We start from the raw sequence: 24,388 nt of genomic DNA, 5'->3' as shown, positions 1-24,388 counted from the left end.
GTTTTTTATTCCTTTGTGACAAAAGTAGATAAAAAAGTTTTTGGTTGTATATAAAAATTAAAAAATATGAAATTAACATTTAAATTGGTTGCTGTTATTTTTGTAACAACTCTTTTTTTAACATCGTGTAAAGATGATAAACGCTATATAGCTAAAGAAGAGGCTATTAATTATAAAATATCAGATTCTGTTGATCCAATAACTGAAATTAAGGCATTTCAGGCAGAGTTAAATAAAGAGTATAAAAATGCTAAAACTTCTCCGTTAACCCAGGCAGATCGTAAAAACTTTAAAGGATTGTCTTTTTATCCTATTGATACAGTATATAGAGTAACGGCAAGATTTGAGGAAACACCATTTGAACCTTCATTTAGAATGAAAACTACAACAGATAGAGCTCCTGAGTATAAAAGATACGGAATTGCCTACTTTACCTTAAAGGGAAAAGAGTACCAATTGAATGTGTACCAAAGTCAGGAGTTGAAATTAAAAGAAGAATATGTAAATTATTTATTTATTCCTTTTCTAGATGAAACCAATGGTTCTGAAACGTATGGTGGTGGAAGATATATAGATTCAAATATCCCAGATGCTACTACAATGATTATTGACTTTAATAAGGCGTATAATCCTTATTGTTCATATAACAAGCGATATTCTTGTCCTATTGTACCCGATGAAAATCGTTTAACTGTGCTTATAGAAGCCGGGGTGAAAAAATTTCATTAATAAAATAACTCCCGGTAATACCGGGAGTTTTTCTAAACAAAATACATATTTTGCTTAGAAAGAATATACAAAGGCGATAAGGAAAGACGCTAAACTTTTAGATGGCATTAAATCATTATCAATAAATGCCTCCTCAGAAGTACTATCTAAACGTACCTCAGGCTTAATAATTAAATCTTCTACAGTGTAGCTACCAGTTAATGTTACAGCCATAACACTAGAATCTTCAACTCCTGTACCAATAGCACCAAAATCTCCATTTTCTGCAAAATACTCACCTCTAAGCCCTAAAGCAAAAGAGTCAGATAATGTGTATTGAGGGTACAAGGCAGCACCATAGAAACCTACGCCATCAGTATCGTTATACGTAGCATTAATACCTAAGAAAAATGTATCAGATACATCAAATCCACCAGTATAGTCAATTTGCATTGTAGGCTCATATAATCCTGTTTGAGTTCCATAAATAAAGTTTAAGAACTGACCTTTATAGCCTAACTGAGCTCCAAGTGTATATTTTCCGTCAGGGTTAAATTCAGTTAAATCGGTACTGTTTAATACACCTAACATTAATGAAAAATCATCAGATAAAGCAAAATCTGCTTTTACACCTGTATGAGAAAATGGTCCGTATGAGAACATATACGAAGTACTGTAGTTAAAATTAGCTACCGGAGAGATAACTTCATATCCTAAAAATGTATTGAAATTACCAAAGGTTAAAGTAACAGACTCACTTAAATTCCAATACATGTATAATTGGTTGATGATGTCTCCAGTATTAGAGTACATAGGAGAAGCAAATACGGCATCTGTACCTCTTGGACCAAATACAAGGTCGGCTACAAAACCGGTTTTTTCACCATCATAGCTTGCTACTAAATTTGCCATACCAAGTGCAAATCCTGGTAAGTTTGCAAATGAACTTCCTGGAGCAACCATCATTTCATTGTTCGGAGCCGTAATATTAGCTCGATAATATGCATCTACCGATCCGCTGATCGATAACTTTTTCGTCTTTAAACTATCTGCATCCTGTGCAAAAATATTTGCTGATGCTAAAGCTAATGCTAAAAAAATAGATTTTTTTACGATATTTGCAACGTTAATCTTTTTCATTGTTTTGAGTTATTAGATTATGTTAGAGTTTTAACTTCCTGTAATGTAATTCTTAATCTTAACTATTGAAGAACGATTTAGTTACGACGGAGTGTTCCGCCAAACACTCCGTTTTTTTATGTCTTAATAGTATGAAGAAATGAACCTTATTTAGTCTTCTTTTGTTATATGTTCAGGATAACAAACAGTTCCGTGCTCGTGGAAATCTAGTCCTTCTACCTCTTCTTGTTCAGTGACTCTTAGACCTATAGTATACTTTAATATTAATAGTAATATAAATGTTGTACCTGCAGCCCACGCAATGTAAGCTAAAGATCCATATGTTTGAACCCAAAGTTGTTTAGCGCCACCACCGTAGAATAAACCACCGTCAGTAGCAAATAAACCTACTAGTACTGTACCTAAGAAACCACAAGTTCCGTGCACAGAAATAGCACCAACTGGGTCATCAATTTTGAAAACTTTATCAATAAGTTCAATAGATATAACTACTGCTATACCACAAATAAATCCAATGGCTAATGCTCCTATTGGGTCAACAGCACCACAACCTGCTGTAATACCTACTAAACCGGCTAAAGCACCGTTAAGTGTCATAGAAATATCTGCTTTACCATAGCGTATCCAGGTGAAGAATAATGCAACAACTGCGCCAATGGCAGCAGCAAGGTTTGTGTTTATAATAACCTTGGCAGCAGAAACGGAATCATCACCACCCCAAGCTAATTGAGAACCACCATTAAAACCAAACCACCCTAACCAAAGAATAAACACCCCAAGGGCTCCGTAAGTCATATTGTGTCCTGGTATTACTTGTGCTTTACCATCTACGTATTTACCAATACGAGGGCCAACCATAATAGCAGCTACCAAAGCAGCACCACCCCCTACAGCATGTACTACAGATGATCCTGCAAAGTCAATAAATCCTGCAACATTTAACCATGCATCATCATCAAATGGCCAATACCAGCTACCAGAGAATGGGTAGATAAAAGTGGTTAAAACAGCTGAAAGAATTAAATATGTTGAGAATTTTGTACGTCCTGCAACGGCACCAGATACAATAGTAGCTGCTGTTGCACAGAATACAGTTTGGAAAAATAAGTTCCAATAATCATCGGCACTAAATAAGAAATAACCTTGATCGGCTGAGCTGCTTCTAAAAAAACCTCCTAATATAGGAGTATCTCCATACATAAAAGCATATCCTACTGCCCAGAACATAATAGAACCTACACATAGATCCATAACGTTCTTCATTATAATGTTTCCGGAGTTCTTACTTCTGGTAAAACCAACCTCTACAAGTGTAAATCCTGCTTGCATAAAGAATACTAAAACAGCTGCAAGGGTAATCCATAAAGAATCAAAATCTCCATTAATCGGTTCGAGAGCTTTAGCTAAAGCATCTTGTTGTACTTCCATAGTTTTGTGTTTTTGTAATTAATTAGTTGTTAGAGTGTGTTGTTACTGTAAGGATATTTCATCCTTTTCACGTGTTCTAATTCTATATGCATTATCTACCGGAGATACAAATACTTTACCATCTCCAATGTTACCGGTGTAAGCCGATTTTAAAATAGCTTCAACCGTTTTCTCAACATACTCATCAGATACTACAATAGACAGGTATCTACGCTGAATGTCTGTAGTACTGTAAGTGATTCCTCTGTAGACGTGCCCCTGTTTTTCGTTACCTACACCGGTGACGTCCCAATAGCTAAAAAAGGTTACTTCAATTTCATGAAGCGACTTTTTTACTTCGTCGAATTTTGACTTTCTAATGATAGCTTCAATTTTCTTCATTGTATAAGATTTTGTGAATGTTAAATTTATATTAAAAAAATTATAAGTAAAATTATTTAAGCAAAAAAAATATCTTTTTATTGAGTTTTTAATTATTTTGAAGTTAAATTGTTATTGTATTGGTTTTTATTGTGTTAAATTGTTAATCTGTTATTATTTAAGTGTTTTAAAGTTAGAGATATATAGTTTATTCTATTGTATGTGTAACAATAATGTAGGTAGATTTAAAAATATATAACAAATTGTAAGTCTAAATTCTGATTTATGTTTTAAAATAAAAAAACCTTTAAATCTTAGCATGTAGCATAATAAAGATTTAAAGGTTTTTCTTCTTTAATTAAAAGAACCGGTTAGCTGATTGAATACTGTGCATTCTCTTTTAATTCAAACTCTTTCATTTTAGGCTTGAAATAAATTTTTTCCAAACCAGATTTTTGCTTGCTGTTAGTTTTATTTACACTAAAAATTAGTAGTAAAAAGTTCAACACAAGTAACGTAGATAAAATAGCGAGAAACAAAATCATAGCAGAATGTTTTTTGGGTTTCACAAATTAAAAGTACTAATAAAATAAGCCAGTTTTACATGATAGAGTTATTTTTATGGGAAATTAAAAATAACTTAATCTAAAAAGTGAAATTACTCAATTATATAGTGTTTAATTAATATTATCGTAAATATAAAAACGATAAAGGCCGCCAGAACCCATAAAACACCAGAATAGTTCTTCTTGTGGAGTTTTTTATCCTTGGCGTACATCATTACTGTAAGCGTAATAAATACAATTGCAAAGCATGCTGCAAATATCCATTGTCCTGTACTGAACATATTTTTTTAATTTTAGGCAAATTTAAAATAAATAGATGATGAAAGCTAAAATAAAAGCGGTAACAGATTTTCATGTTGCATTTGGTTTAGGAGTAAGACAAGAACCCACTGTAGAGTTAGGAGATAAACTTCTTAAACTTAGGTATGAATTGATGAAAGAAGAAAATGAAGAGTACTTAGAGGCGGCTGAAAATGGAGATATGGTTGAGGTGGCTGATGCTTTAGGGGATATGTTGTATATTTTGTGTGGTACTATTATAGAGCATGGTATGCAATATAAGATAGATGAAGTATTTAATGAGATACAAAAAAGTAATATGAGTAAACTTGGTAAGGATGGGAAACCTATTTATAGAGAAGATGGGAAAGTAATGAAAGGACCAGATTATTTTAAACCAAATATTAAAAAAATCTTAGATAAATAAAAGAAGCCGTAATTAGATTACGGCTTCTTTGCTATAATTTAAAAGTTGAATTATTTTACTTCATATCTCCAACCAAACGTATCTTCAGCAACGTTGTATTGAACGTCTAAGATTGCTTTCTTAATAGCGGCAGAGTAACAATCTTCAGGTTTTGTTAATGTCCAAACATTGTCTTTATGTGCAATAGTGCCAATAGGACTAATGACTGCAGCCGTACCACTACCAAAGCTTTCCTTTAGGCTACCATTATTTGCGGCTTCTATTAGTTCTGTTACGGTAACTTTTCTAACTTCTACTGTTATCCCTAGTTTTTCTGCCATGGTAATTACACTTTTACGGGTAATACCATCAAGTATTCTTTCACTTATAGGGCATGTAACCAAGGTATCGTTAATACGGAAAAAGATGTTCATTGTACCTGCTTCTTCAAGGTGTTCATGATTGGTGTCATCGGTCCAGATAACCTGATCGTACCCTTCTTCTTGTACCAATTTAGTAGGGTAAAATTGTCCGGCGTAGTTACCAGCCGCTTTTGCAGCACCAAATCCTCCGTTTGCAGCTCTACTATAATAATCGGCAATTTTTACTTTTACATCTTTCGTATAATATGCCTGAACAGGAGAGCAGATAATAATGAATTTATATTCAGTTGAAGGAGAAGCCATAACTCCTGCTTGTGTAGCTATAACAAACGGTCTTATGTATAATGCATTTCCAGCATCTTGCCCAGATTTAATCCAAGCACTGTCAAGTTTTAAAAGTTCGTTTAATCCTTCTAAGAAATACTCTTTAATGAACTCAGGAATATTCAATCTTTTAGAAGATTTATTAATTCGTTCAAAATTTTCTTCTGGTCTAAACAACCATGCTTTACCCTGCTCATCTTTATAGGCTTTCATACCTTCAAAAACAGCTTGGCCATAATGGAATACTTTAGCAGAAGGGTCTAAAGTTAATGGCTGGTAAGGTAAAATTTCAGGGGTTTGCCATGAGCCATCTTTATAATCACAAATAAACATGTGATCTGTAAATGTTTTTCCAAAGACAAGATTGTCAAAATCTACCTGGTTAATTTTACTATTTTCAGTCTTAGTAACTTTAATTAAACTAGATGTTTCCATAAAAATTTGAGTTTAAGAGACAAATTTACACAATAAAACCTTCTTTTGGTAATTACAGAAACTCTAAAATTTGCTTACTTTGCAATTATAATGTTATAATTTTACATATTTTAAATAATTATTCTAAAAATAACCAAATGAAAAAATTATTCGTAATGTGCGCTACTCTATTCGTACTAGCTTCTTGTAAAAAAGAAAAAGAAGTAGTATATAAATCTTTTGGAGATGAAATAGTTAGTAGTGGAGCTATTTCTACATCTGAATTAACAGAAGATTATAAGCACTTAAAAGCCGGAGATACGATTGATGTTAAGTTTGAAGGGACTATAGAAAGTGTTTGTCAAAAGAAAGGATGTTGGATGAAGGTTGGATTAGAACAAGGAGAAGAAACATTTATCAGATTTAAAGATTACGGTTTTTTTGTACCTATGAATGCAAGTAATAAACAAACCGTTGTAAGTGGTAAAGCATTTGTTACAGAAACTTCAGTAGATGAGCTTAAGCATTATGCAAAAGATGCCGGTAAATCTGATGCAGAAATTACTGCAATTACTGAGCCTAAAAGAGAATACGCTTTTTTAGCTTCAGGAGTACTGATTGAAGAACCTAAACAGGAGTAGATGAGATATCTTTTATTGTTCTGCTTTTTAGGAATTTTATTTTCTTGTGAAAACGGAACTTCTTCGAATAAAAAAGTATCTAAGGATGATGATGCGAAAACTGAAGAGGTTTTTAAAATGTATGAAATGTCTGAAATGGCTGCTCTAATGGAGAAAATGCATAAAGAGCATGCTGTGGTTAAAGAGAAGATTAAAAAAGGAGATTCAATAGGTGAAATACCTGAGTTTTATTATGAGATTTACTCTGCTACATTTACAGATAATAAAGATAACGACGAAAATTTTAAAAAGTGGGCTAAGCTTTATATAAATGCGGAAGAGAATTTATACTCAGCAACCTATAATAATAAGACAGATGCATTTAATAATGCAGTAAATGTTTGTATTCAGTGTCATCAACAAAAATGTGGAGGACCAATACCAAGAATTAAAAAATTACTTATAAAGTAATACTATGAAAAGAAGAGTGGTTAAAACTGCTGACGGAAGTACTACAATACATTTGGAAGGTTGGAATGAAAATTATCATTCTTCTCATGGAGCCATTCAAGAGGCGTATCATGTTTTTATAGATAAAGGTTTAGATTGCTTTCAAGAAAAGAAAAAACTTTCGATTCTTGAAATAGGGTTTGGTACTGGTTTAAATGCTTTTATTACCTTTTTAGAAGCGAAAAAAAGCGGTCAAGAATTGGCGTATACAGGTGTTGAAGCTTATCCTGTTTCTAATGAAGAAATAGCGCTTCTTAATTATGTTGAAGAGTTGAATGCCCAAGATAATATAGAAATCTTTAAGGAAATGCATATAAGTGAATGGGGACAGCCGATAGCGTTGTCTCCATTTTTTCAATTAGAGAAAAGAAAACAATTTTTCTCTGAGATAGATGATGTTGAGAAATTCGATCTTATCTATTTTGATGCCTTTGGGGCTAGAGTTCAACCAGAACTTTGGACAGAAGCTATTTTTCAAAGAATGTATAATGCCATGAAATCGGGAGGTATATTGGTTACTTACGCAGCTAAAGGAAGTGTAAGGAGAGCAATGCAGGAAGTGGGGTTTATGGTAGAAAAATTACCTGGTCCGCCTGGTAAGAGAGAAATGCTAAGAGCTTCCAGAGACTAACGCTATTGGGTATTATGTAGCTTTTACGGTAACTAACGTTAAATGTCTGTAAAATAGTGCTTTTTAATTAAGATAAATGTAAATTTGCTGTTGGGTTAATTACATCTATTCGATCATATGAGGGTTTTAATTACTGGGGCAACTGGTTTAATTGGGGGTCAAATAGTAAAGGCTTGTTTAGCACAAGGTTTTAGGGTTAATTATTTGACAACACGGAAAGATAAAATAAAAGATGAGCTAAATTTAAAGGGATATTATTGGAACCCTGAAAGCGGCGATATTGATCAGGATTGTTTTTCCAATGTTTCTGTAATAATTCATTTAGCTGGAGCCAATATAGCAAAGCGATGGACAGCTTCTTATAAAGAAAAAATAGTTAAAAGTAGAACTAGTACTACAAGTCTACTGTATGCTTCACTTGTAAAAACAAAAAATACATCTGTTAAGCAGCTTATTTCTGCTTCAGCAATTGGTATTTATCCGAGTTCTTTTACCGATGTTTACCATGAAGAAAATGCTTTAATTGATGATTCTTTCTTAGGAGAAGTTGTAGAGGATTGGGAAAATACCGTAGATGCTTTTAAAATGCTGAATATTAAAGTGTCTAAAATTCGAACAGGATTGGTTTTAAGTAACTCCGGAGGTTTTCTAAAACCATCGGTAACTAGTGTTAAAATGTTTTTAGGGGCTCCTTTAGCTAGTGGAAATCAATGGCAATCATGGGTTCATATAAATGATTTAGTAGGTATTTATATGCACTTATTGAAAAATGAAAAAGAAGGAGTTTATAATGGGGTAGCACCTAATCCGGTTACAAATAAAGAAATGACTAGAGAAATTGCCAAAATACTTAAAAAGCCATTTTACCCAATAGGGGTTCCAAAATTTCTTTTGAAACTAATACTTGGTGAAATGAGTTGTTTAGTTATTTGTAGTCAAAACGTATCTGCTGATAAGGTTTTAGAAGAAGGGTATGTTTTTGAGTTTACCGATTTAAAAGACGCACTGGTTGATTTATTAGTTTGAATACTTTTTTTTAGGATATCCATATATCTTGTATAAAATATCGTGACATTTTGGCATTTTACATTTATTGGCAATACTTTTGCCAATCAAAAATGTGTTTATAAATTTTTTTTTAGACTGTCATGAGTAAAAAAGATATGGAACAAAGTAAGGCAGAGGTTGAAGAGCAAACTGCTAATGAAACAATAGAGACTCAAGAAAATACTGCTTCTGAAGAGCAGATGGAACTTTCTGTAGAAGAAAAACTTCAAATTGAGTTAGATAAAGAAAAAGATAAATTTTTACGTTTATTTGCTGAGTTTGAGAATTACAAAAGAAGAACAGCAAAAGAGCGTATTGATAATATGAAAACAGCCAATAAAGAAGTAATGTTGGTTATGTTGCCTGTATTAGATGATTTTGACAGAGCTTTAGTGGAAATAGCTAAGTCTGAAGATAAAGAGGTACTGAAAGGGGTAGAGTTAATTCACGGAAAGTTTAAGAATACGCTACAGCAAAAGGGTTTAGAGCTAATGGAGGTAATCGCAGGAACTACTTTTGATGCCGAAATACATGATGCAATAACGCAAATACCTGCACCTACAGAGGATCTTAAAGGTAAAATTGTAGATGTTATAGAAAAAGGTTATAAATTAGGAGATAAGGTAATACGTCATCCAAAAGTAGTAGTTGGACAATAATCTAAAAAATACCCATGAAGCAGGATTTTTACGAAATATTAGGTATAAGTAAGGGAGCTACAGCGGCTGAAATAAAAAAGGCATATCGAAAGAAAGCAATTGAATTTCACCCTGATAAAAACCCAGGAAATAAAGAGGCTGAAGAAAAGTTTAAACTAGCTGCAGAAGCTTACGAAGTGTTAAGCGATTCAGATAAAAAGGCTAAATATGATCAGTATGGTCATGCTGCTTTTGAAGGAGGTCAAGGTTTTGGCGGAGGTCACCATATGAATATGGATGATATCTTTAGTCAATTTGGAGATATTTTTGGAGGTGCTTTTGGTGGTGGTGGTTTCGGAGGTTTTGGTGGCGGAGGCCAACGAAGAATGAAAGGAAGTAATTTACGTATACGAGTAAAACTTACCCTTGAAGAAATAGCCAATGGAGTAGAGAAAAAAGTAAAGGTAAGAAGAAAGGTAAAAGCTCAAGGAGTAGATTATAGAACGTGCCCTACGTGTCATGGAACCGGACAAATAACAAAGGTTGTAAATTCTATTTTAGGAAGAATGCAAACTTCTACCGTTTGTACGTCATGTGGTGGTTCTGGTCAAATAATCGGAAATAAACCGCATGGAGCCGACGCGCATGGATTAGAGATTTCTGAAGAAACCGTTTCTATAAAAATTCCTGCAGGGGTTGCAGATGGAATGCAACTGAAAGTTGGAGGTAAAGGAAACGACGCTCCAGGTAATGGAATTCCGGGAGATTTATTAGTGGCTATTGAAGAGGTTGAGCACGATACATTAAAAAGAGAAGGAGAGAATTTACATTACGATTTGTATATTTCCTTTCCTGATGCTGTGCTTGGTACCTCTAAAGAAATAGATACTGTTACTGGGAAAGTACGTATTAAGTTGGAGACTGGTATTCAGTCTGGTAAAATATTAAGATTACGAGGAAAAGGGATTCCTAGTTTAAATGGATATGGTAGTGGAGATCTATTGGTTCATGTAAATGTTTGGACACCTAGAACCCTGAATAAAGAGCAAAAAGAATTTTTTGATAGGTTTAAAGAGGATGAGCATTTTATCCCAAAACCAGAGAAAAGCGACAAGTCATTTTTTGAAAAAGTAAAAGATATGTTTTCTTGATTTAAACTTGTTTTTTGCCAAAAAAACTTTATATTTGGCACATGCTAGTCAAGACTAGCATTAATTTTTTCTTTTTCATAGCAATTTTTTTCCCATCCTTAAACCCTTAAGGGTGGGTTTTTGTTTATAGGGTACTTACTTCATCTTAAAATACTTTTAAATTTTCCTTAATTAATAGCTATTTCAATACCTTTGATTAAAATTTGACGTATGACAAATAATTTGTTGGAGGCTACCAACATACATAAAAAATATGGCAGCCATGTTGCCTTAAACAATTTGTCTATAAATATTCCTAAAGGTTGTATTTACGGGCTTCTTGGACCTAATGGTGCAGGAAAAACTTCGTTTATTAGAATTCTTAATCAGATAACCTATCCAGACGCAGGAACGGTGTTGTTTGATGGCGAAGAACTACAGCCAAAACATATTGCTAACATAGGATATCTGCCAGAGGAACGTGGACTTTATAAAAGTATGAAGGTAGGAGAGCAAGCGTTGTATTTAGCGCAGCTTAAAGGGTTAAGTAAAGCAGAAGCTAAAGAAAAACTTACATATTGGTTTGATAAATTAGAAATTGGGGATTGGTGGAATATGAAAATTCAAGAGCTCTCTAAAGGGATGGCTCAAAAAATTCAGTTCGTTGTAACGGTTCTTCACACGCCTAAGCTTTTAATTTTTGATGAGCCTTTTAGTGGTTTTGATCCTATTAATGCAAATTTAATTAAAGACGAGATTTTAAAGTTGAAAGAAAATGGAGCAACAGTTATTTTCTCTACTCATAGAATGGAGTCGGTTGAGGAATTGTGTGATGAGATAGCTTTAATAAATAAGTCAAATAAGATATTGGATGGGAAACTGATAGATGTTAAAAGACAATTTAGAAGCAACACCTACGAAATAGCACTTGATGTAAAAGATAAGGGTGCAGTGTATAATGAAATAATGAATAGTCATTTTAAAATGCACGAAGCGGATTTTAGAACATTGGGAGAAGAACTTAAATTCTCTATACAGATAGATGCTGATAGTAGTCCAAATGAGCTACTCAGTTTTTTAATGAATAGGGGAACAGTAGCTCACTTTAAAGAGTTAATACCTAGTGTAAATGATATTTTTATTAAAGCGGTTAATAATCATAATATATGAACCAGTTACTACTAATAGTTAAAAGGGAGTACTTACAAAAAATAAAAAATAAGTCGTTTATAGTAATGACTTTTTTAAGCCCTTTAATCTTCACAGGTCTAATAGTTCTAGTAGCCTATTTATCTCGAATTAATAATGCGGAGAAGCAAGTTATTACTGTTTTAGATGAAACAGGTTTGTATATAAGTGATTTTAAAGATTTTGAGAATTTTCATTTCGTAAATACCAATAAAGAGGCTGACTTTTCTGAGGTTGTTGCAAATGCAATTAGTAAGGAAGAATATGGAGTGCTTTATATACCTGATGAACCTATAGCGAAACAAAAAAATGATGTCGTGTTTTACTCAGAAGATTCTCCTGGAATGGGAGTAGTTAATTACATGACGGGAATTTTAGAAGATAAGTCTTTTGAAAGAAATTTAAAGACAGACGGAGTATCTATAGATGAGATTCATAAAGCTACGACTACAGTAAATATAAAAATTGAGAATTTTAATGGAGAGGAATCTTCAAAAACTGCCAATATTTTAAAGTTAGTTTTTGGAGGAGCTGCAGGGTATTTTCTAATGATGTTTATTATTATATATGGTAATATGATTATGAGAAGCGTTATTGAAGAAAAAACGAACAGGATTATTGAAATTATTATTTCTTCTGTTAAGCCTATTAAATTAATGATGGGCAAGATAATAGGAACCTCTCTAGCCGGAATTACACAGTTTATTGTTTGGCTTTGTATAGGTGCGGTATTAACAATTGTGGTGTCTTCTATTTTTAATGTAGATGTTGCTACTATTGAAACACCGCATAGAGCTATGTTAGAAAATTCGGGAGCTATGGAAGCAATGATTCAGGATGGTGTTGTGGAACTGTTTAAACTGCCTTTGGTAACCTTAATTGTTTGTTTTCTTCTGTATTTTATTGGGGGATATCTGCTTTACAGTTCAGTATATGTATCAATAGGAGCAGCGGTAGATAGTGAAACAGATACTCAGCAATTTATGATGCCTGTGATTATGGTATTAATGTTAGCGGTATATATTGGTTTTTTTACAGTGATTAATAACCCTAATGGTACAGTAGCAACTATATTCTCTTTTATACCGTTTACATCGCCTATAGTAATGTTAATGAGAATTCCATTTGGAGTTGATTTATGGGAAATTATAGTATCTATAGTATTGTTATATATAACATTTTTTGGAGTTGTATGGCTTGCTTCAAAAATTTATAGAATAGGAATTCTTATGTATGGTAAAAAGCCTTCTTATAAAGAACTTTATAAGTGGCTTAAATATTAGTTTTTACCGAATAGCATCGGGTTGAGTTTTAAAATGAAAACATAAATCTTTCATAAAATATTCTAAAAAAGTAGATAGAGGTTAGGAAGGATACTGAAAACGAATGTATATTATTATCTTAAATGATAAAAGTAGGTATAAACCTTTGGTATATTCGACAACTTTTTTGCTAATATTCAGAAAAACAAACTGATAGAAGGTATGTTGTTATAGGATGAATCTATGATAAATGTGCTATTAGGCGTTGGGTATGGGTATTATTCTACTTATCATTTACTTTTTTATACGGATGTAGACACTCTTTATAAAATGATTGTACATTTCGGAGCAATGAGAGGTATGATATTTGCGTTATACATGATAAAAATTCAGTATATTTTAGGACTGGAATTCGATTTAAATTTTAACTATGTCTAAAATACTTGTTATAGAAGATGAAGCAGCTATTAGAAGAGTGCTGCTAAAAATACTCTCAGAAGAAAACAAAGACTATAAAATAGAAGAGGCTGGTGATGGTGCAGAAGGATTAGAGAAAATAAAATCCGAGGATTATGATTTGGTACTTTGCGATATTAAAATGCCTAAGATGGATGGTATTGAAGTATTGGAACAAGCTAAAAAACTGAAACCTGACACTTCTTTTGTAATGATTTCTGGTCATGGGGATATAGAAACTGCAGTGAATGCAATGCGCTTAGGTGCGTTCGATTTCATATCAAAACCGCCAGATTTAAATAGGCTTTTAAATACAGTACGAAATGCTTTAGACAATAAGACTTTAGTAGTAGAAAATAAACGTCTACGAAAAAAGGTGAGTAAAAATTACCAGATAATTGGGGAAAGTAAAGAGGTTACTCAAATTAAAGAAATTATAGAAAAGGTGGCTCCAACAGATGCCCGAGTACTAATTACAGGTAGTAATGGTACTGGTAAAGAGTTGGTTGCACATCAGCTACACGAACAGAGTTCTAGAAGTAAATCTCCCATGATAGAGGTCAACTGTGCTGCAATACCTTCAGAGCTTATAGAGAGTGAATTATTTGGTCATGTAAAAGGAGCTTTTACCTCTGCTGTGAAAGATAGAGCGGGTAAATTTGAGGCTGCAGATAAGGGGACTATTTTTTTAGATGAGATTGGAGATATGAGTTTGGCAGCTCAGGCTAAAGTATTAAGAGCGCTTCAAGAGAATAGAATTTCCAGAGTGGGTAGTGATAAAGATATTAAAGTTGATGTACGAGTTGTAGCAGCTACTAATAAAAATTTAAAAGAGGAAATTGAAGCAGGCAGATTCAGAGAAGATTTGTATCATAGATTAGCGGTCATCTTAATACAGGTGCCAGGACTTAATGATAGAAGAGATGACATACCATTATTGGTAGATCATTTTACTAAGAAGATAGCTGAAGAACAAGGGGCGGTAGCAAAAGTTTTTAATGAAGATGCTGTTCAGGTTTTAAAAGGTCTTAACTGGACAGGTAATATTAGAGAGCTTCGCAATGTAATAGAGCGTCTTATTATTTTAGGAGGAAATGAAATTACCGCTGGCGATGTAGAGCTTTTCTCTGGTAAATCATAATATAGAGTACATGAAAAAAATTGATGCTTCAGAATATATAGTCCAGAGTCCGGTAGACTTATCGAGTATTTCTACCTATGAAGATTTTGATGCTTCTGATAAGCGATTGGAAAGAGAATTAAAAAAGGTTCGTGTAAAGCTAGGAGATTTTCAAAATACCTTATATGCCCATGGTAAATATGGAGTTTTAGTATGTATCCAAGGAATGGATACAGCAGGAAAAGATAGTTTAATTCGAGAAATTTTTAAGGATTTTAACGCTAGAGGTATTGTAGTTCATAGTTTTAAGGCACCATCTGCTTTAGAGCTAAGACACGATTTTTTATGGAGGCATTATGTGGCATTACCAGAGAAAGGAAAGTTTAGTGTTTTTAATAGAACTCATTATGAGAATGTGCTTATAAGTAGAGTACATCCTGAGTATGTTTTAACAGAAAAAATTCCGGGAATTCATAGTGTAGATGATATTGATGAGCGATTTTGGCAGAATAGATTTCAGCAAATTAATAATTTTGAGAGCCATATTTTTAAAACAGGAACTATCGTCTTTAAATTTTTCCTTCATATTTCTAAAGACGAGCAGAAGAACAGATTGCTTAGAAGATTAGAATTAAAGAAGAAAAACTGGAAGTTTTCTCCAGATGATTTAAAAGAGCGTCAATTATGGGATAATTATCAAGCCTGTTATACTGATGCTATTAATAATACAAGTCAAAGGGATGTGCCATGGCATATTATACCTTCAGATAATAAGGATGCGGCAAGGTTAATTGTAACATCCATAATGTATGACGAATTGAAAAAGTATAAGGATGTAAAGGAACCTAATTTAAGTCCAGAAATCCAAAAACATATAGATAATTTTAAAGAACAACTTAAGTCTGAGTGAAAATGAAAAGAGTAGCAATTCTTTTTTTAATGGGGGTTTTAATAGGAGGTGCACAAAGCACGGATGAACAATACCTTAAGAATTTTTATAATACCGCTTTGCTCAACGGTGAAAGCTATGAATGGTTAGATTATATGTCTAATCATATAGGTAGTAGATTAACAGGTTCCGTTGGTGCTCAAATGGCGGTAGATTATACCAAAGAAGAATTAGATAAATTAGGCTTAGATAAGGTGTGGTTACAACCTGTTACGGTTAAAAAATGGGTGAGAGGAGCTAAGGAATATGCCTATATAAAAACGGAAACTGGAAATACAAACTTACCTATTTGTGCCTTAGGAGGTTCGTCTCCAACATTACCTTTGGGTATAACTACCGAAGTTATAGAAGTAAAAAGCATAGATGAATTAAAAACGTTGACGAGAGATAGGGTTGAAGGGAGAATAGTGTTTTTTAATAGACCCATGCAGGCAGATTTAATTCAAACTTTTGAGGCTTATAGTGGTTGTGTAGATCAGCGTGTTCATGGGGCAGAGGAAGCTGCAAAATTAGGAGCTGCTGCCGTTTTTGTGAGATCTATGAATTTACGTATAGATGATTTACCACATACAGGTACCATGAGTTATGGAGATTTACCTGAGGAAAGAAGAATACCTGCAGCGGCTATTAGCACAAGTGCTGCTGAAATTTTAAGCGCAATGTTGTCTGCAACACCAGATCTTCAGGTGCACTTTAAACAATCTTGCGGTTACAGAGGAAAGGTAGATTCTTATAATGTTATTGGAGAAATTAAAGGAAGTGAAAAGCCTGAAGAGATTATACTTGTTGGTGGGCATTTAGACTCTTGGGATTTAGGAGATGGTTCTCATGATGATGGTGCTGGATGCGTACAAAGTATGGAAGTATTGCGTATGTTTAAAGTGCTAGATTATAAGCCGAAACATACCATACGTGTGGTTTTGTTTATGAATGAGGAGAGTGGATTAGATGGAGCTTTAAAATATGCTGAAGAAGCAGAAAGAAAAAATGAAAAACACCTTTTTGCTCTGGAAAGCGATGCGGGAGGCTTTACGCCTAGAGGTTTTTCTTTTGATTGCAATGATGAACAATTTAATGTAATAAGTAGTTGGAGTACTTTATTTAAACCTTATCTTATTCATTATTTTGAAAAAGGAGGTTCAGGTGCCGATGTTGGTCCATTAAAGAAAGAAGGTACAATGTTAGCTGGTTTACGACCAGATTCTCAAAGATATTTTGATTACCACCATGCGGCAAATGACCGCTTTGATGCGGTAAATAAAAGAGAGCTTGAATTGGGTGCGGCTACAATGACTAGTTTAATTTATTTAGTAGATAAGAACTTCTAATTATTTCTGGGGTGATACGTATGTATTACTTCAGATAAATGTTGTCTGTCTATATGCATATAAATTTCTGTAGTAGTAATGCTTGAGTGTCCTAACATTTGTTGTATTGCCCTTAAATTAGCTCCATTTTGTAATAGATGAGTTGCAAATGAATGTCTAAAGGTATGCGGACTTATTTTTTTATCAAGATTAATCTTTACGGCTAATTGTTTTATAATTGTAAAAATCATGGCTCTGCTTAATTTCTTACCTCTTCGATTAAGAAATACGATATCGGAAAATTTAGGGTCTATTGTTAGGTGACATCTTAGTTCATTAAGATAAAGGTTAATGTGCTTTATAGCAGTGTTAGAAATAGGAACAAATCTTTGTTTATTTCCCTTTCCTGTAACCTTTATAAACCCTTCTTCAAAATAAAGGTCCGAAATAGATAAATCCAATAGTTCACTAACTCTTAGACCGCAACCATATAACGTTTCTAGTATTGCTTTGTTTCGTTGTCCTTCTGGTTTGCTTAAATCAATAGCATTTATTAAGCTATCAATGTCTCCAATAGATAGTACATCTGGTAATTTTCTACCTGTTTTAGGACTTTCAATCAATTCTACAGGATTATCTTGTCTAAGATCTTCAAAAACTAAATAGGAGAAAAAGTTTTTCAATCCAGAAATAAGCCTTGCTAAAGAGCTAGCTTGTACTTCTTTTGAAACGGTATAAATAAATTGTTGAATTTCCTCTTGTGAAATAGTTAGAGGTAAAGAATTAATACTGGAGTCTAAAAGGTATTTTTCTAGTTTCCGAATGTCGAAAATATAGTTGTTAACAGAATTCTCAGAGAGGCCTCTTTCTATTTTTAAATAGAATTCATAGTCTTTTATGGCAGTTTTCCAATTCATTAATGTAAAAATAAAAAAAACCACCTAAAATTTCAGGTGGTTTCTGATTTTGAAGTCATATTTACATTCCCCCAAACACAAAATGAATCTTCAAAAAATCCTTAGTAACTAATAGTTCACTACTAAAGCAAATATATATAATATTTTTAAAATGGCAATAAAATCTAAAAAAAAAGGCAATTTATCAATATTTAACCTGTTTTATTGGTTATTTTAATTTAAATAATTGTTATAAAAAGCTAAAACGTTTTAGGTAATTTACTTTTTTTGAGTTTATTTTCAATTTTGTTAACGCAACTCAAGAATTAAGAATTCTATTTTTGAATAAGGAAAAGATTTTAGAGCCAGTTTATATATGGGATTGTTAGCCGAAACATCTTTATTAGATAGGTTTTCTTTTATAGTATGCTCAAAGTTTTGCTAATTAACATAACGAAGATGATTTAGAATATTAATGAGATTATATACAGATGTGTGTATTAGTAAACTTTATCTTATTTAATAATTATGTGTAGAAGCTGAACCATAATTTGGTTTTAAGATTTAAGATTTATTATTAATGAAGAAATGGATTCAAACAGGTGGTGAAGGTTTGATGCTGATGCTAAGGATTTTGAGACTTATATTGTTGTAGGTATAGCATACAATTTTTATTCATAGGCTAGATATACTTATTAATTGAATAATATTTTTGTTCGAGATTTAATTCTTTCTAGTATAGAATGTAAAAATACAGTTTGGTAGTTTGGGAAAGGAATTAGGTTTTATAACCTGTTTAGAAGATGATAATAATATAAAGGGTTAGTAGTTTACCTCTCTTTTTTTATACTTTACCGAATAAATGAGTGCTTGAGGTATAGAATTATAACATATGGTTATTTTTGTTAAAAAACATAGCAGATATCTAAATAAGAATCTTAAAAAGTGTTAATTTTATGCAGAAACGTTGTGTTTTTTCTGATTGTATTACTAATAGTGTAAAAATCCTGTTTTTGGATTTATATATAAGATTTAACCATATGTTTTTGTGGTAATTGCATTTTTTTTAATTATTTTTATATAAAATTGAAAACTGAAAACTATGAAAAAAACTGTTCTTTTAATTGTTTCACTCATGTTCACAGCTTTATGTGTGAACGCACAAGCAAGTTTTGGTGTAAAGGCTGGTGTAAACGTTGCATCCTTAACTGGTAAGTTTCCTTATGGTCAAAAATCAAAAATTGGCTTAAACGCTGGTTTTGTTTCTGAATTTCCAATGTCAGATTCATTTTCTATTCAACCTGAATTGTTTTACTCAGATAAAGGTACTCAAGTTGTTTTAACAGATGGAACCGCTGTTAAATATAAATTGGATTACGTTGAGTTACCTGTTTTAGCAAAAATTTATTTCGCTGAAGGCTTTAGTAGTTTTGAGATTGGACCACAAATTGGATTGAAACTTTCAGAAAAAGTTGATGGTACAGCCGTTGAAGAAGATTATGCAAGAGATTTTGATACTAGTCTTGTAGCTGGTTTAAGTTATAAATTTGAAGGTGGTATTTTTGTTACTACTCGTTACATTTATGGTATTCCTGATCAATTTATTAAGGCTAAATTCATGGGGAGTAATTATTCTAGATTATCAAACATTCAATTTAGCTTAGGTTATATGTTTTAATCAAAACATAAATTCATTCCCCCCTAATATTTTTCCCTTTTCCCCTCTTTTTTATTTTATAGCTTAACTTACTTTTGGTTTCTTGTCAATTATTTCAAAGGATATTTGTTAATTTTATTACAGTTTAAAATTAAGAGAAATCATAATGTTTTGAAAAATTGTGGTGATATTAGATGCGTCAGTCAAGCCAACACTGTATAGTTGATACATGCTATCTTGTTCAGCTCTGTCGTACGATATATCTAATTTAGTAGCTCCAAAATCATATCCTACTCCTAAGGAATATCCTGTTAAATCACCAACAGTAACTCCGTTTTTATATGGACTTTCTTCAAAACGATATCCTCCTCTTAGACTAAATCTATCAATTCTATATTCACCACCAAGTCTATAGGTGTTAGCGGTAGTTAGTGAGTTATTAATAACTTGATTTTGAGAACGGAAATAAGAATTGTTTTCAGGTTTAAATTTTATAGAACCATAGTCTTTTCTTGAGTAATCAAAGCTTAAAAGCCCTTTTTTGCCAAAAACATATGCAACACTACCAGATAACTTTCCTGAAGTTTTAATCTTATAGGTTTCATAAACATTTGTGATGTTAGGATATACTTGGTCTGCATCATATTCATTTCCGATATCATCTACAGATACTGCAAATAAACCCTGAGATAATTCTTCATCAATACTGTACCAGGTTGGGGAGTCGTAAGTAGCACCAAACCTTAAATTATTACCTGCTTTAATAATAGCTCCTAACTGAAAAGAAAAACCATTACCATACACTTCAAGGTAATTTTCAAATCCAATTTCTTGAACAGTAGAATAATCTCCTGTACTTGAGTATGCATCAAAACCTATTTCAGATAGGTAAGTCCTCTTTTTAAAGTCTATAACATGACTGTTTAGGTTAAGACCTAAATGTAGAAAATCTTTGTACTGAGCTCCAAAATTAAAGGTAAATTTTCTATTGGCTCCAGTAGTTTCTAAGGAGTATTGTTGATCTACACCATTTGTATATAAAGCATTAGAAACATATCCGGTATTGCTTGCGTCATTAGATACAGGGTCTATAAGATATGCCTGATAAGCTAAAAATGCTTGTTGTTGAGCAAATCCATCATATTGTCCAAGATATTGGTATATGTAATCAATTATATATTGGCTATTAGAAACGTTGTCCAAATCAGGATAAGAGCCTGCATCCATAATTCCTAGTTCTACACCGTTAGCATAAGCTAAAAAATATTGATCTATAGAATTGTTAGTGTTAATACCAGCTATAAAGTTCGAGTTTGAATAATTATTTGTAATATCATAATTAACTCCTAAACTTAATTTCTTCCAATTTGCTTTATCATTAGTATTGTTAAGTACAAAAACAAAGCCTCCCTGACTAAGGTCAAACTTATTATTGTTTTCGGTAGTTAAAGTATTGAAAAAATTGTTGTCGTTTTGTGTACTGAAATTACCAAGGGTAGCACCTGCTTCAGAGGTGGTAAAAATTGCAGAACCAGCAGGATTTATACTTATAGCAGAAATGTCTCCTCCAAGAGCTCCAAAAGCACCGCTCATGGCTCTTACACGAGCTGATCCTGTTAGTTCATCTGTGCTATATCTTAATGCATCTGTTATATCTTGAGCTTTTGTACTTAGTGTCATAGCAATTGACATAACTAAGAATAAGGAAAATCTTTTCATGTTTTTTTATTTTAAAAACCAGTATTTTAAATTTTTAATCGCGTGTATAGAGGTAATTATCTACGTCTACCTCCACCACCTGAAGTTCTTGTTCTGCTACCAGATGATCTGCTAGGTGAATAAGATCTTGTAGTACTTCTAGTTGTAGAAGGGGTATATGTTCTGGTTCTTGTAGTACTTCTGGTTGTAGAAGGTGTGTATGTTCTAGTTCTTGTAGTGCTCCTAGTTGTAGAAGGTGTGTATGTTCTAGTTCTAGAATTACTTCTTGTTCTCGTGGTAGCGCTTTTGGTTCTTCTTCTTGAAACAACTGCATTTCTATTAACCCTTCTAGTTGCGTTATTAACAACACTACGGGTGTTTCTAGAGGCGGCTAATGACGGAGTACCTCTTCTAGTTCTACTGTATGCGATATTATTTCTGTGATATGGGTAGTGTGGGTGGTAGTATCCGTTCCAACCATAGTTATTCCATCCATGGTATCCGCCCCATCCATAAGCGTAATTTGGAAACCCGAATCCTCCATACCAATAAGGATTGTACCAACCTGCATTCCAGTAATAGGGATTGTTCCATCCCCAGCCATAATAGTTGTATCCAAATCCAAATCCGTAACCGTAATATGGAGTTGAATATACATTTACATTAACATCAGAGGTGTTTTGTCCCCATCCAGCATATCCATTATCTGCATATTCATAATTGATGTTTGTGGCTACTTCTGTAGAGTCAACAACAGAATCATTACTGTAATATGCATCTATATCGGTGAAATATGGAGTAGAATCATTAGGTATTTCTTCACTTGCTAATTCACTAATATAGGCTCTATATGCATCTACACTTGAATATTGTGTGTCATCAGGAGCTTCTGTAACAGCAACTTCATTATAATTTACATTGCTTGAACTGTAAATACCGTCAGTGTCATAATATGACGAACTCTGAAAAGATCCGCAAGAAACCATTAAAGTGGTTATTGTTAGACCTAGAAATAGGATAAATATATTTTCCTTTTTAATATGTGTGGTAATAGTCATCATCATTGCATATTTTTTATTGTTGAACATAACAAAAATAATTAGTTTTGCTGAAACAATTATTTATTTAACATAATCACAAAATTTGTGCCAAATTATATAAAATGAGCAAAAAGTTAACCAGTAGAGAAGAAGATTATTCAAAATGGTATAATGAGTTAGTTGTAAAGGCTAATTTAGCTGAGAATTCGGGGGTTAGAGGATGTATGGTAATTAAGCCTTATGGGTATGCTATATGGGAAAAAATGCAGGCGCAGTTAGATAAAATGTTTAAAGAAACAGGGCATGAAAATGCATATTTTCCACTTTTTGTTCCTAAAAGTCTTTTTGAAGCAGAAGAAAAAAATGCTGAAGGCTTTGCAAAAGAGTGTGCAGTTGTTACACATTATAGATTAAAAGGAGACGAAGAAAATAAGGGGAAGCTTATTGTAGACCCTGAAGCTAAGCTTGAGGAGGAACTTGTGGTAAGACCAACAAGTGAAGCTATTATATGGAATACTTATAGAAACTGGATTGAGTCGTATCGTGATTTACCAATCTTAGTAAATCAATGGGCTAATGTGGTGCGTTGGGAAATGCGTACAAGGTTGTTCTTAAGAACTGCTGAGTTTTTATGGCAGGAAGGGCATACGGCACATAGTACTAAGGAAGAAGCAATACAAGAGACAGAGCAAATGATGAATGTGTATGCTACTTTTGCGGAAGAGTTTATGGCGGTGCCTGTTGTAAAAGGTATTAAAACCGAGGCAGAGAGATTTGCTGGGGCAGATGAAACCTATTGTATTGAAGCATTAATGCAGGATGGAAAGGCTTTACAAGCAGGAACATCTCACTTTTTGGGGCAAAATTTTGCAAAGGCGTTTGATGTTAAATATACTACTAAAGAAGGAAAGCAAGAATATGTCTGGGCTACTTCTTGGGGAGTGTCTACTCGTTTAATTGGGGCGTTGATTATGATGCATAGTGATGATAATGGGTTGGTGTTACCTCCAAAATTAGCCCCCATTCAATTGGTGGTGGTTCCTATTTATAAAGGGGTAGATCAATTAGAGTTGATTAGAGAATATATAACACCATACTTAGAAGAATTGAGAGCTAAGGGAGTGTCTGTTAAGTTTGATGATAGAGATACACATAAGCCAGGATGGAAATTTAATGAGTACGAGCTTAAGGGGGTTCCTGTTCGTGTTGCTATTGGGAAAAGAGATATGGAAAATGGGACTGTAGAATTAGCTAGGAGAGATACGCTAACTAAAGAGAGTATTCAAATAGCAGATTTAACGGCTACTGTAGAGAGACTTTTAGTGGAGATTCAGGAGAATGTTTATAACAAGGCTTTTGAGTACCGAAAAACACATATTACGGAAGTTGATACTTTTGATGCGTTTAAAGAAGTTTTAGAGGGTAAAGGCGGATTTGTTTCTGCTCACTGGGATGGTACTACAGAGACAGAAGAGAAAATTCAGGACCTTACAAAGGCAACAATTCGTTGTATTCCATTGGATGCAAAAGAAGAAGAAGGGGTGTGTGTCTTTACCGGAAAGCCTTCTAAAAAGAGGGTTTTATTTGCAAAAGCATATTAAAAATGTTTTTTTCTCGAAAAGTGTTGCGTAGTTGAAAAAATATTGTAGCTTTGCATCCGCAATAACGAAAAAGATGGTCCGTTCGTCTAGGGGTTAGGACGCCAGGTTTTCATCCTGGTAACAGGGGTTCGATTCCCCTACGGACTACAAACGAGTTAAAAGTTTAAGTTATTGCTGGCCCGTTCGTCTATCGGCTAGGACGCCAGGTTTTCATCCTGGTAAGAGGGGTTCGATTCCCCTACGGGCTACAACTTGGTTATATATTAGGAGAGTAAAAATTTTGAACCTTTAGGTTTTAAAAAACACAAAGAAATGGCAAATCACAAGTCAGCATTAAAAAGAATTAGAAGAAACGAAGCAGTTCGTTTAAGAAATAAATATCAGCACAAAACTATGCGTAACGCTCTTAAGAAGTTACGTTCGTTAGAGGATAAGAAAGAAGCTGAAACTTTATATCCTACTGTTGCTTCTATGATTGATAAGTTAGCTAAGAGAAATATCATTCATAGCAACAAGGCTGCTAACTTAAAAAGTGGATTGACTAAAAGAATCGCTGGTTTAGCGTAATTTTATTCTAGATTTACTTGATAAAGTATTGAGCTCGCATTAGTGCGGGCTTTTTTTGTTTTG

The 24,388-nt window shown here is 33.2% G+C and carries 23 protein-coding genes and 2 tRNA genes; 18 read left to right on the top strand and 7 right to left on the bottom strand.

The features are described from left to right. Positions 1 to 66: 66 nt before the first annotated feature. Positions 67 to 729 (top strand): DUF1684 domain-containing protein, encoded by a 663-nt coding sequence (locus NBRC110019_RS14785; protein ID WP_281756136.1) that lies wholly within the window; start codon positions 67 to 69, stop codon positions 727 to 729. Between the two features lie 54 nt (positions 730 to 783). Here the strand turns inward: NBRC110019_RS14785 and NBRC110019_RS14780 are convergent, their stop codons facing one another. From NBRC110019_RS14780 to NBRC110019_RS14770, 3 genes are all read right to left on the bottom strand, one after another. Beyond that, positions 784 to 1,848 (bottom strand): porin, encoded by a 1,065-nt coding sequence (locus NBRC110019_RS14780; protein WP_281756135.1) that lies wholly within the window; start codon positions 1,846 to 1,848, stop codon positions 784 to 786. A gap of 150 nt (positions 1,849 to 1,998) precedes the next feature. Next, entirely contained in the window at positions 1,999 to 3,276 is a 1,278-nt protein-coding gene (locus NBRC110019_RS14775) for an ammonium transporter (RefSeq protein ID WP_281756134.1), read from the bottom strand. 42 nt (positions 3,277 to 3,318) lie between these two features. Continuing rightward, the gene (locus NBRC110019_RS14770; protein ID WP_281756133.1) at positions 3,319 to 3,657 is read right to left on the bottom strand and encodes a P-II family nitrogen regulator; all 339 of its coding nucleotides are present in this window, start codon (positions 3,655 to 3,657) and stop codon (positions 3,319 to 3,321) included. An 864-nt stretch (positions 3,658 to 4,521) separates the two neighbouring features. Between NBRC110019_RS14770 and NBRC110019_RS14760 the strand changes: the two genes are divergently transcribed. Then, positions 4,522 to 4,908, top strand: coding sequence for a pyrophosphohydrolase domain-containing protein (locus NBRC110019_RS14760; RefSeq protein WP_281756163.1), 387 nt, complete (start codon positions 4,522 to 4,524; stop codon positions 4,906 to 4,908). Positions 4,909 to 4,958: 50 nt separating this feature from the next. On the opposite strand, the gene NBRC110019_RS14755 is transcribed toward NBRC110019_RS14760, so the two are convergent. Then, positions 4,959 to 6,029 carry a branched-chain amino acid aminotransferase gene (locus tag NBRC110019_RS14755; RefSeq protein WP_281756130.1) on the bottom strand — a complete coding sequence of 357 codons (1,071 nt, stop codon included), beginning with the start codon at positions 6,027 to 6,029 and terminating at the stop codon, positions 4,959 to 4,961. 137 nt (positions 6,030 to 6,166) lie between these two features. Between NBRC110019_RS14755 and NBRC110019_RS14750 the strand changes: the two genes are divergently transcribed. The 11 genes from NBRC110019_RS14750 to NBRC110019_RS14700 all read left to right on the top strand — a co-directional run bounded on the left by NBRC110019_RS14750 (position 6,167) and on the right by NBRC110019_RS14700 (position 16,887). Continuing rightward, on the top strand, positions 6,167 to 6,649 hold the full coding sequence (locus tag NBRC110019_RS14750) for a DUF4920 domain-containing protein (protein ID WP_281756127.1): 483 nt from the start codon (positions 6,167 to 6,169) through the stop codon (positions 6,647 to 6,649). Continuing rightward, a complete protein-coding gene (locus NBRC110019_RS14745; protein WP_281756125.1) occupies positions 6,650 to 7,099 on the top strand; it encodes a hypothetical protein in 450 nt (149 codons plus the stop codon). A 4-nt stretch (positions 7,100 to 7,103) separates the two neighbouring features. Beyond that, positions 7,104 to 7,769: a tRNA (5-methylaminomethyl-2-thiouridine)(34)-methyltransferase MnmC2 gene (gene mnmC2, locus NBRC110019_RS14740; protein WP_281756123.1), complete on the top strand. Its 666-nt coding sequence runs from the start codon at positions 7,104 to 7,106 to the stop codon at positions 7,767 to 7,769. A gap of 117 nt (positions 7,770 to 7,886) precedes the next feature. Next, positions 7,887 to 8,795: a TIGR01777 family oxidoreductase gene (locus NBRC110019_RS14735; protein ID WP_281756121.1), complete on the top strand. Its 909-nt coding sequence runs from the start codon at positions 7,887 to 7,889 to the stop codon at positions 8,793 to 8,795. Between the two features lie 122 nt (positions 8,796 to 8,917). Beyond that, positions 8,918 to 9,475 (top strand): nucleotide exchange factor GrpE, encoded by a 558-nt coding sequence (locus NBRC110019_RS14730; protein WP_281756119.1) that lies wholly within the window; start codon positions 8,918 to 8,920, stop codon positions 9,473 to 9,475. A 14-nt stretch (positions 9,476 to 9,489) separates the two neighbouring features. Continuing rightward, positions 9,490 to 10,605, top strand: coding sequence for a molecular chaperone DnaJ (gene dnaJ, locus NBRC110019_RS14725; protein ID WP_281756117.1), 1,116 nt, complete (start codon positions 9,490 to 9,492; stop codon positions 10,603 to 10,605). A 210-nt stretch (positions 10,606 to 10,815) separates the two neighbouring features. Beyond that, entirely contained in the window at positions 10,816 to 11,754 is a 939-nt protein-coding gene (locus NBRC110019_RS14720) for an ABC transporter ATP-binding protein (RefSeq protein ID WP_281756116.1), read from the top strand. Further along, on the top strand, positions 11,751 to 13,055 hold the full coding sequence (locus NBRC110019_RS14715; protein WP_281756114.1) for an ABC transporter permease: 1,305 nt from the start codon (positions 11,751 to 11,753) through the stop codon (positions 13,053 to 13,055). The genes NBRC110019_RS14720 and NBRC110019_RS14715 overlap by 4 nt, the downstream gene beginning before the upstream one ends. Before the next feature lie 409 nt (positions 13,056 to 13,464). Next, positions 13,465 to 14,631, top strand: a complete 1,167-nt coding sequence (locus NBRC110019_RS14710) for a sigma-54-dependent transcriptional regulator (protein ID WP_281756113.1) — start codon at positions 13,465 to 13,467, stop codon at positions 14,629 to 14,631. A 10-nt stretch (positions 14,632 to 14,641) separates the two neighbouring features. Then, a complete protein-coding gene (locus NBRC110019_RS14705) occupies positions 14,642 to 15,520 on the top strand; it encodes a PPK2 family polyphosphate kinase (RefSeq protein ID WP_281756112.1) in 879 nt (292 codons plus the stop codon). 2 nt (positions 15,521 to 15,522) lie between these two features. After that, positions 15,523 to 16,887, top strand: coding sequence for a M20/M25/M40 family metallo-hydrolase (locus tag NBRC110019_RS14700; protein ID WP_281756110.1), 1,365 nt, complete (start codon positions 15,523 to 15,525; stop codon positions 16,885 to 16,887). Here the strand turns inward: NBRC110019_RS14700 and xerD are convergent. Continuing rightward, positions 16,884 to 17,783 (bottom strand): site-specific tyrosine recombinase XerD, encoded by a 900-nt coding sequence (xerD, locus tag NBRC110019_RS14695; protein ID WP_281756109.1) that lies wholly within the window; start codon positions 17,781 to 17,783, stop codon positions 16,884 to 16,886. The two genes, NBRC110019_RS14700 and xerD, sit on opposite strands and share 4 nt — an antisense overlap. Positions 17,784 to 18,864: 1,081 nt before the next feature. Between xerD and NBRC110019_RS14690 the strand changes: the two genes are divergently transcribed. Next, the gene (locus tag NBRC110019_RS14690; protein ID WP_281756108.1) at positions 18,865 to 19,440 is read left to right on the top strand and encodes a porin family protein; all 576 of its coding nucleotides are present in this window, start codon (positions 18,865 to 18,867) and stop codon (positions 19,438 to 19,440) included. 117 nt (positions 19,441 to 19,557) lie between these two features. Here the strand turns inward: NBRC110019_RS14690 and NBRC110019_RS14685 are convergent, their stop codons facing one another. Both NBRC110019_RS14685 and NBRC110019_RS14680 read right to left on the bottom strand, forming a co-directional pair. Further along, positions 19,558 to 21,138 (bottom strand): OmpP1/FadL family transporter, encoded by a 1,581-nt coding sequence (locus tag NBRC110019_RS14685; RefSeq protein WP_281756106.1) that lies wholly within the window; start codon positions 21,136 to 21,138, stop codon positions 19,558 to 19,560. Between the two features lie 56 nt (positions 21,139 to 21,194). Then, complete coding sequence (locus tag NBRC110019_RS14680; protein WP_281756105.1) at positions 21,195 to 22,205, bottom strand: hypothetical protein; 1,011 nt, start codon at positions 22,203 to 22,205, stop codon at positions 21,195 to 21,197. Positions 22,206 to 22,279: 74 nt separating this feature from the next. On the opposite strand from NBRC110019_RS14680, the gene proS reads away from it, so the two are divergent. The 4 genes from proS to rpsT all read left to right on the top strand — a co-directional run bounded on the left by proS (position 22,280) and on the right by rpsT (position 24,325). Further along, positions 22,280 to 23,758 carry a proline--tRNA ligase gene (proS, locus tag NBRC110019_RS14675; protein ID WP_281756103.1) on the top strand — a complete coding sequence of 493 codons (1,479 nt, stop codon included), beginning with the start codon at positions 22,280 to 22,282 and terminating at the stop codon, positions 23,756 to 23,758. 75 nt (positions 23,759 to 23,833) lie between these two features. Further along, positions 23,834 to 23,905: transfer RNA gene (locus NBRC110019_RS14670), tRNA-Glu, on the top strand. A gap of 29 nt (positions 23,906 to 23,934) precedes the next feature. Then, positions 23,935 to 24,006, top strand: a tRNA-Glu gene (locus NBRC110019_RS14665). A 64-nt stretch (positions 24,007 to 24,070) separates the two neighbouring features. Further along, complete coding sequence (gene rpsT, locus NBRC110019_RS14660) at positions 24,071 to 24,325, top strand: 30S ribosomal protein S20 (protein ID WP_281756101.1); 255 nt, start codon at positions 24,071 to 24,073, stop codon at positions 24,323 to 24,325. The last annotated feature ends 63 nt before the right edge of the window (positions 24,326 to 24,388 follow it).

The organism is Neptunitalea chrysea, assembly GCF_027924145.1.
Lineage (GTDB): Bacteria > Bacteroidota > Bacteroidia > Flavobacteriales > Flavobacteriaceae > Neptunitalea > Neptunitalea chrysea.
This window is presented reverse-complemented; position numbering and strand designations above follow the sequence as displayed.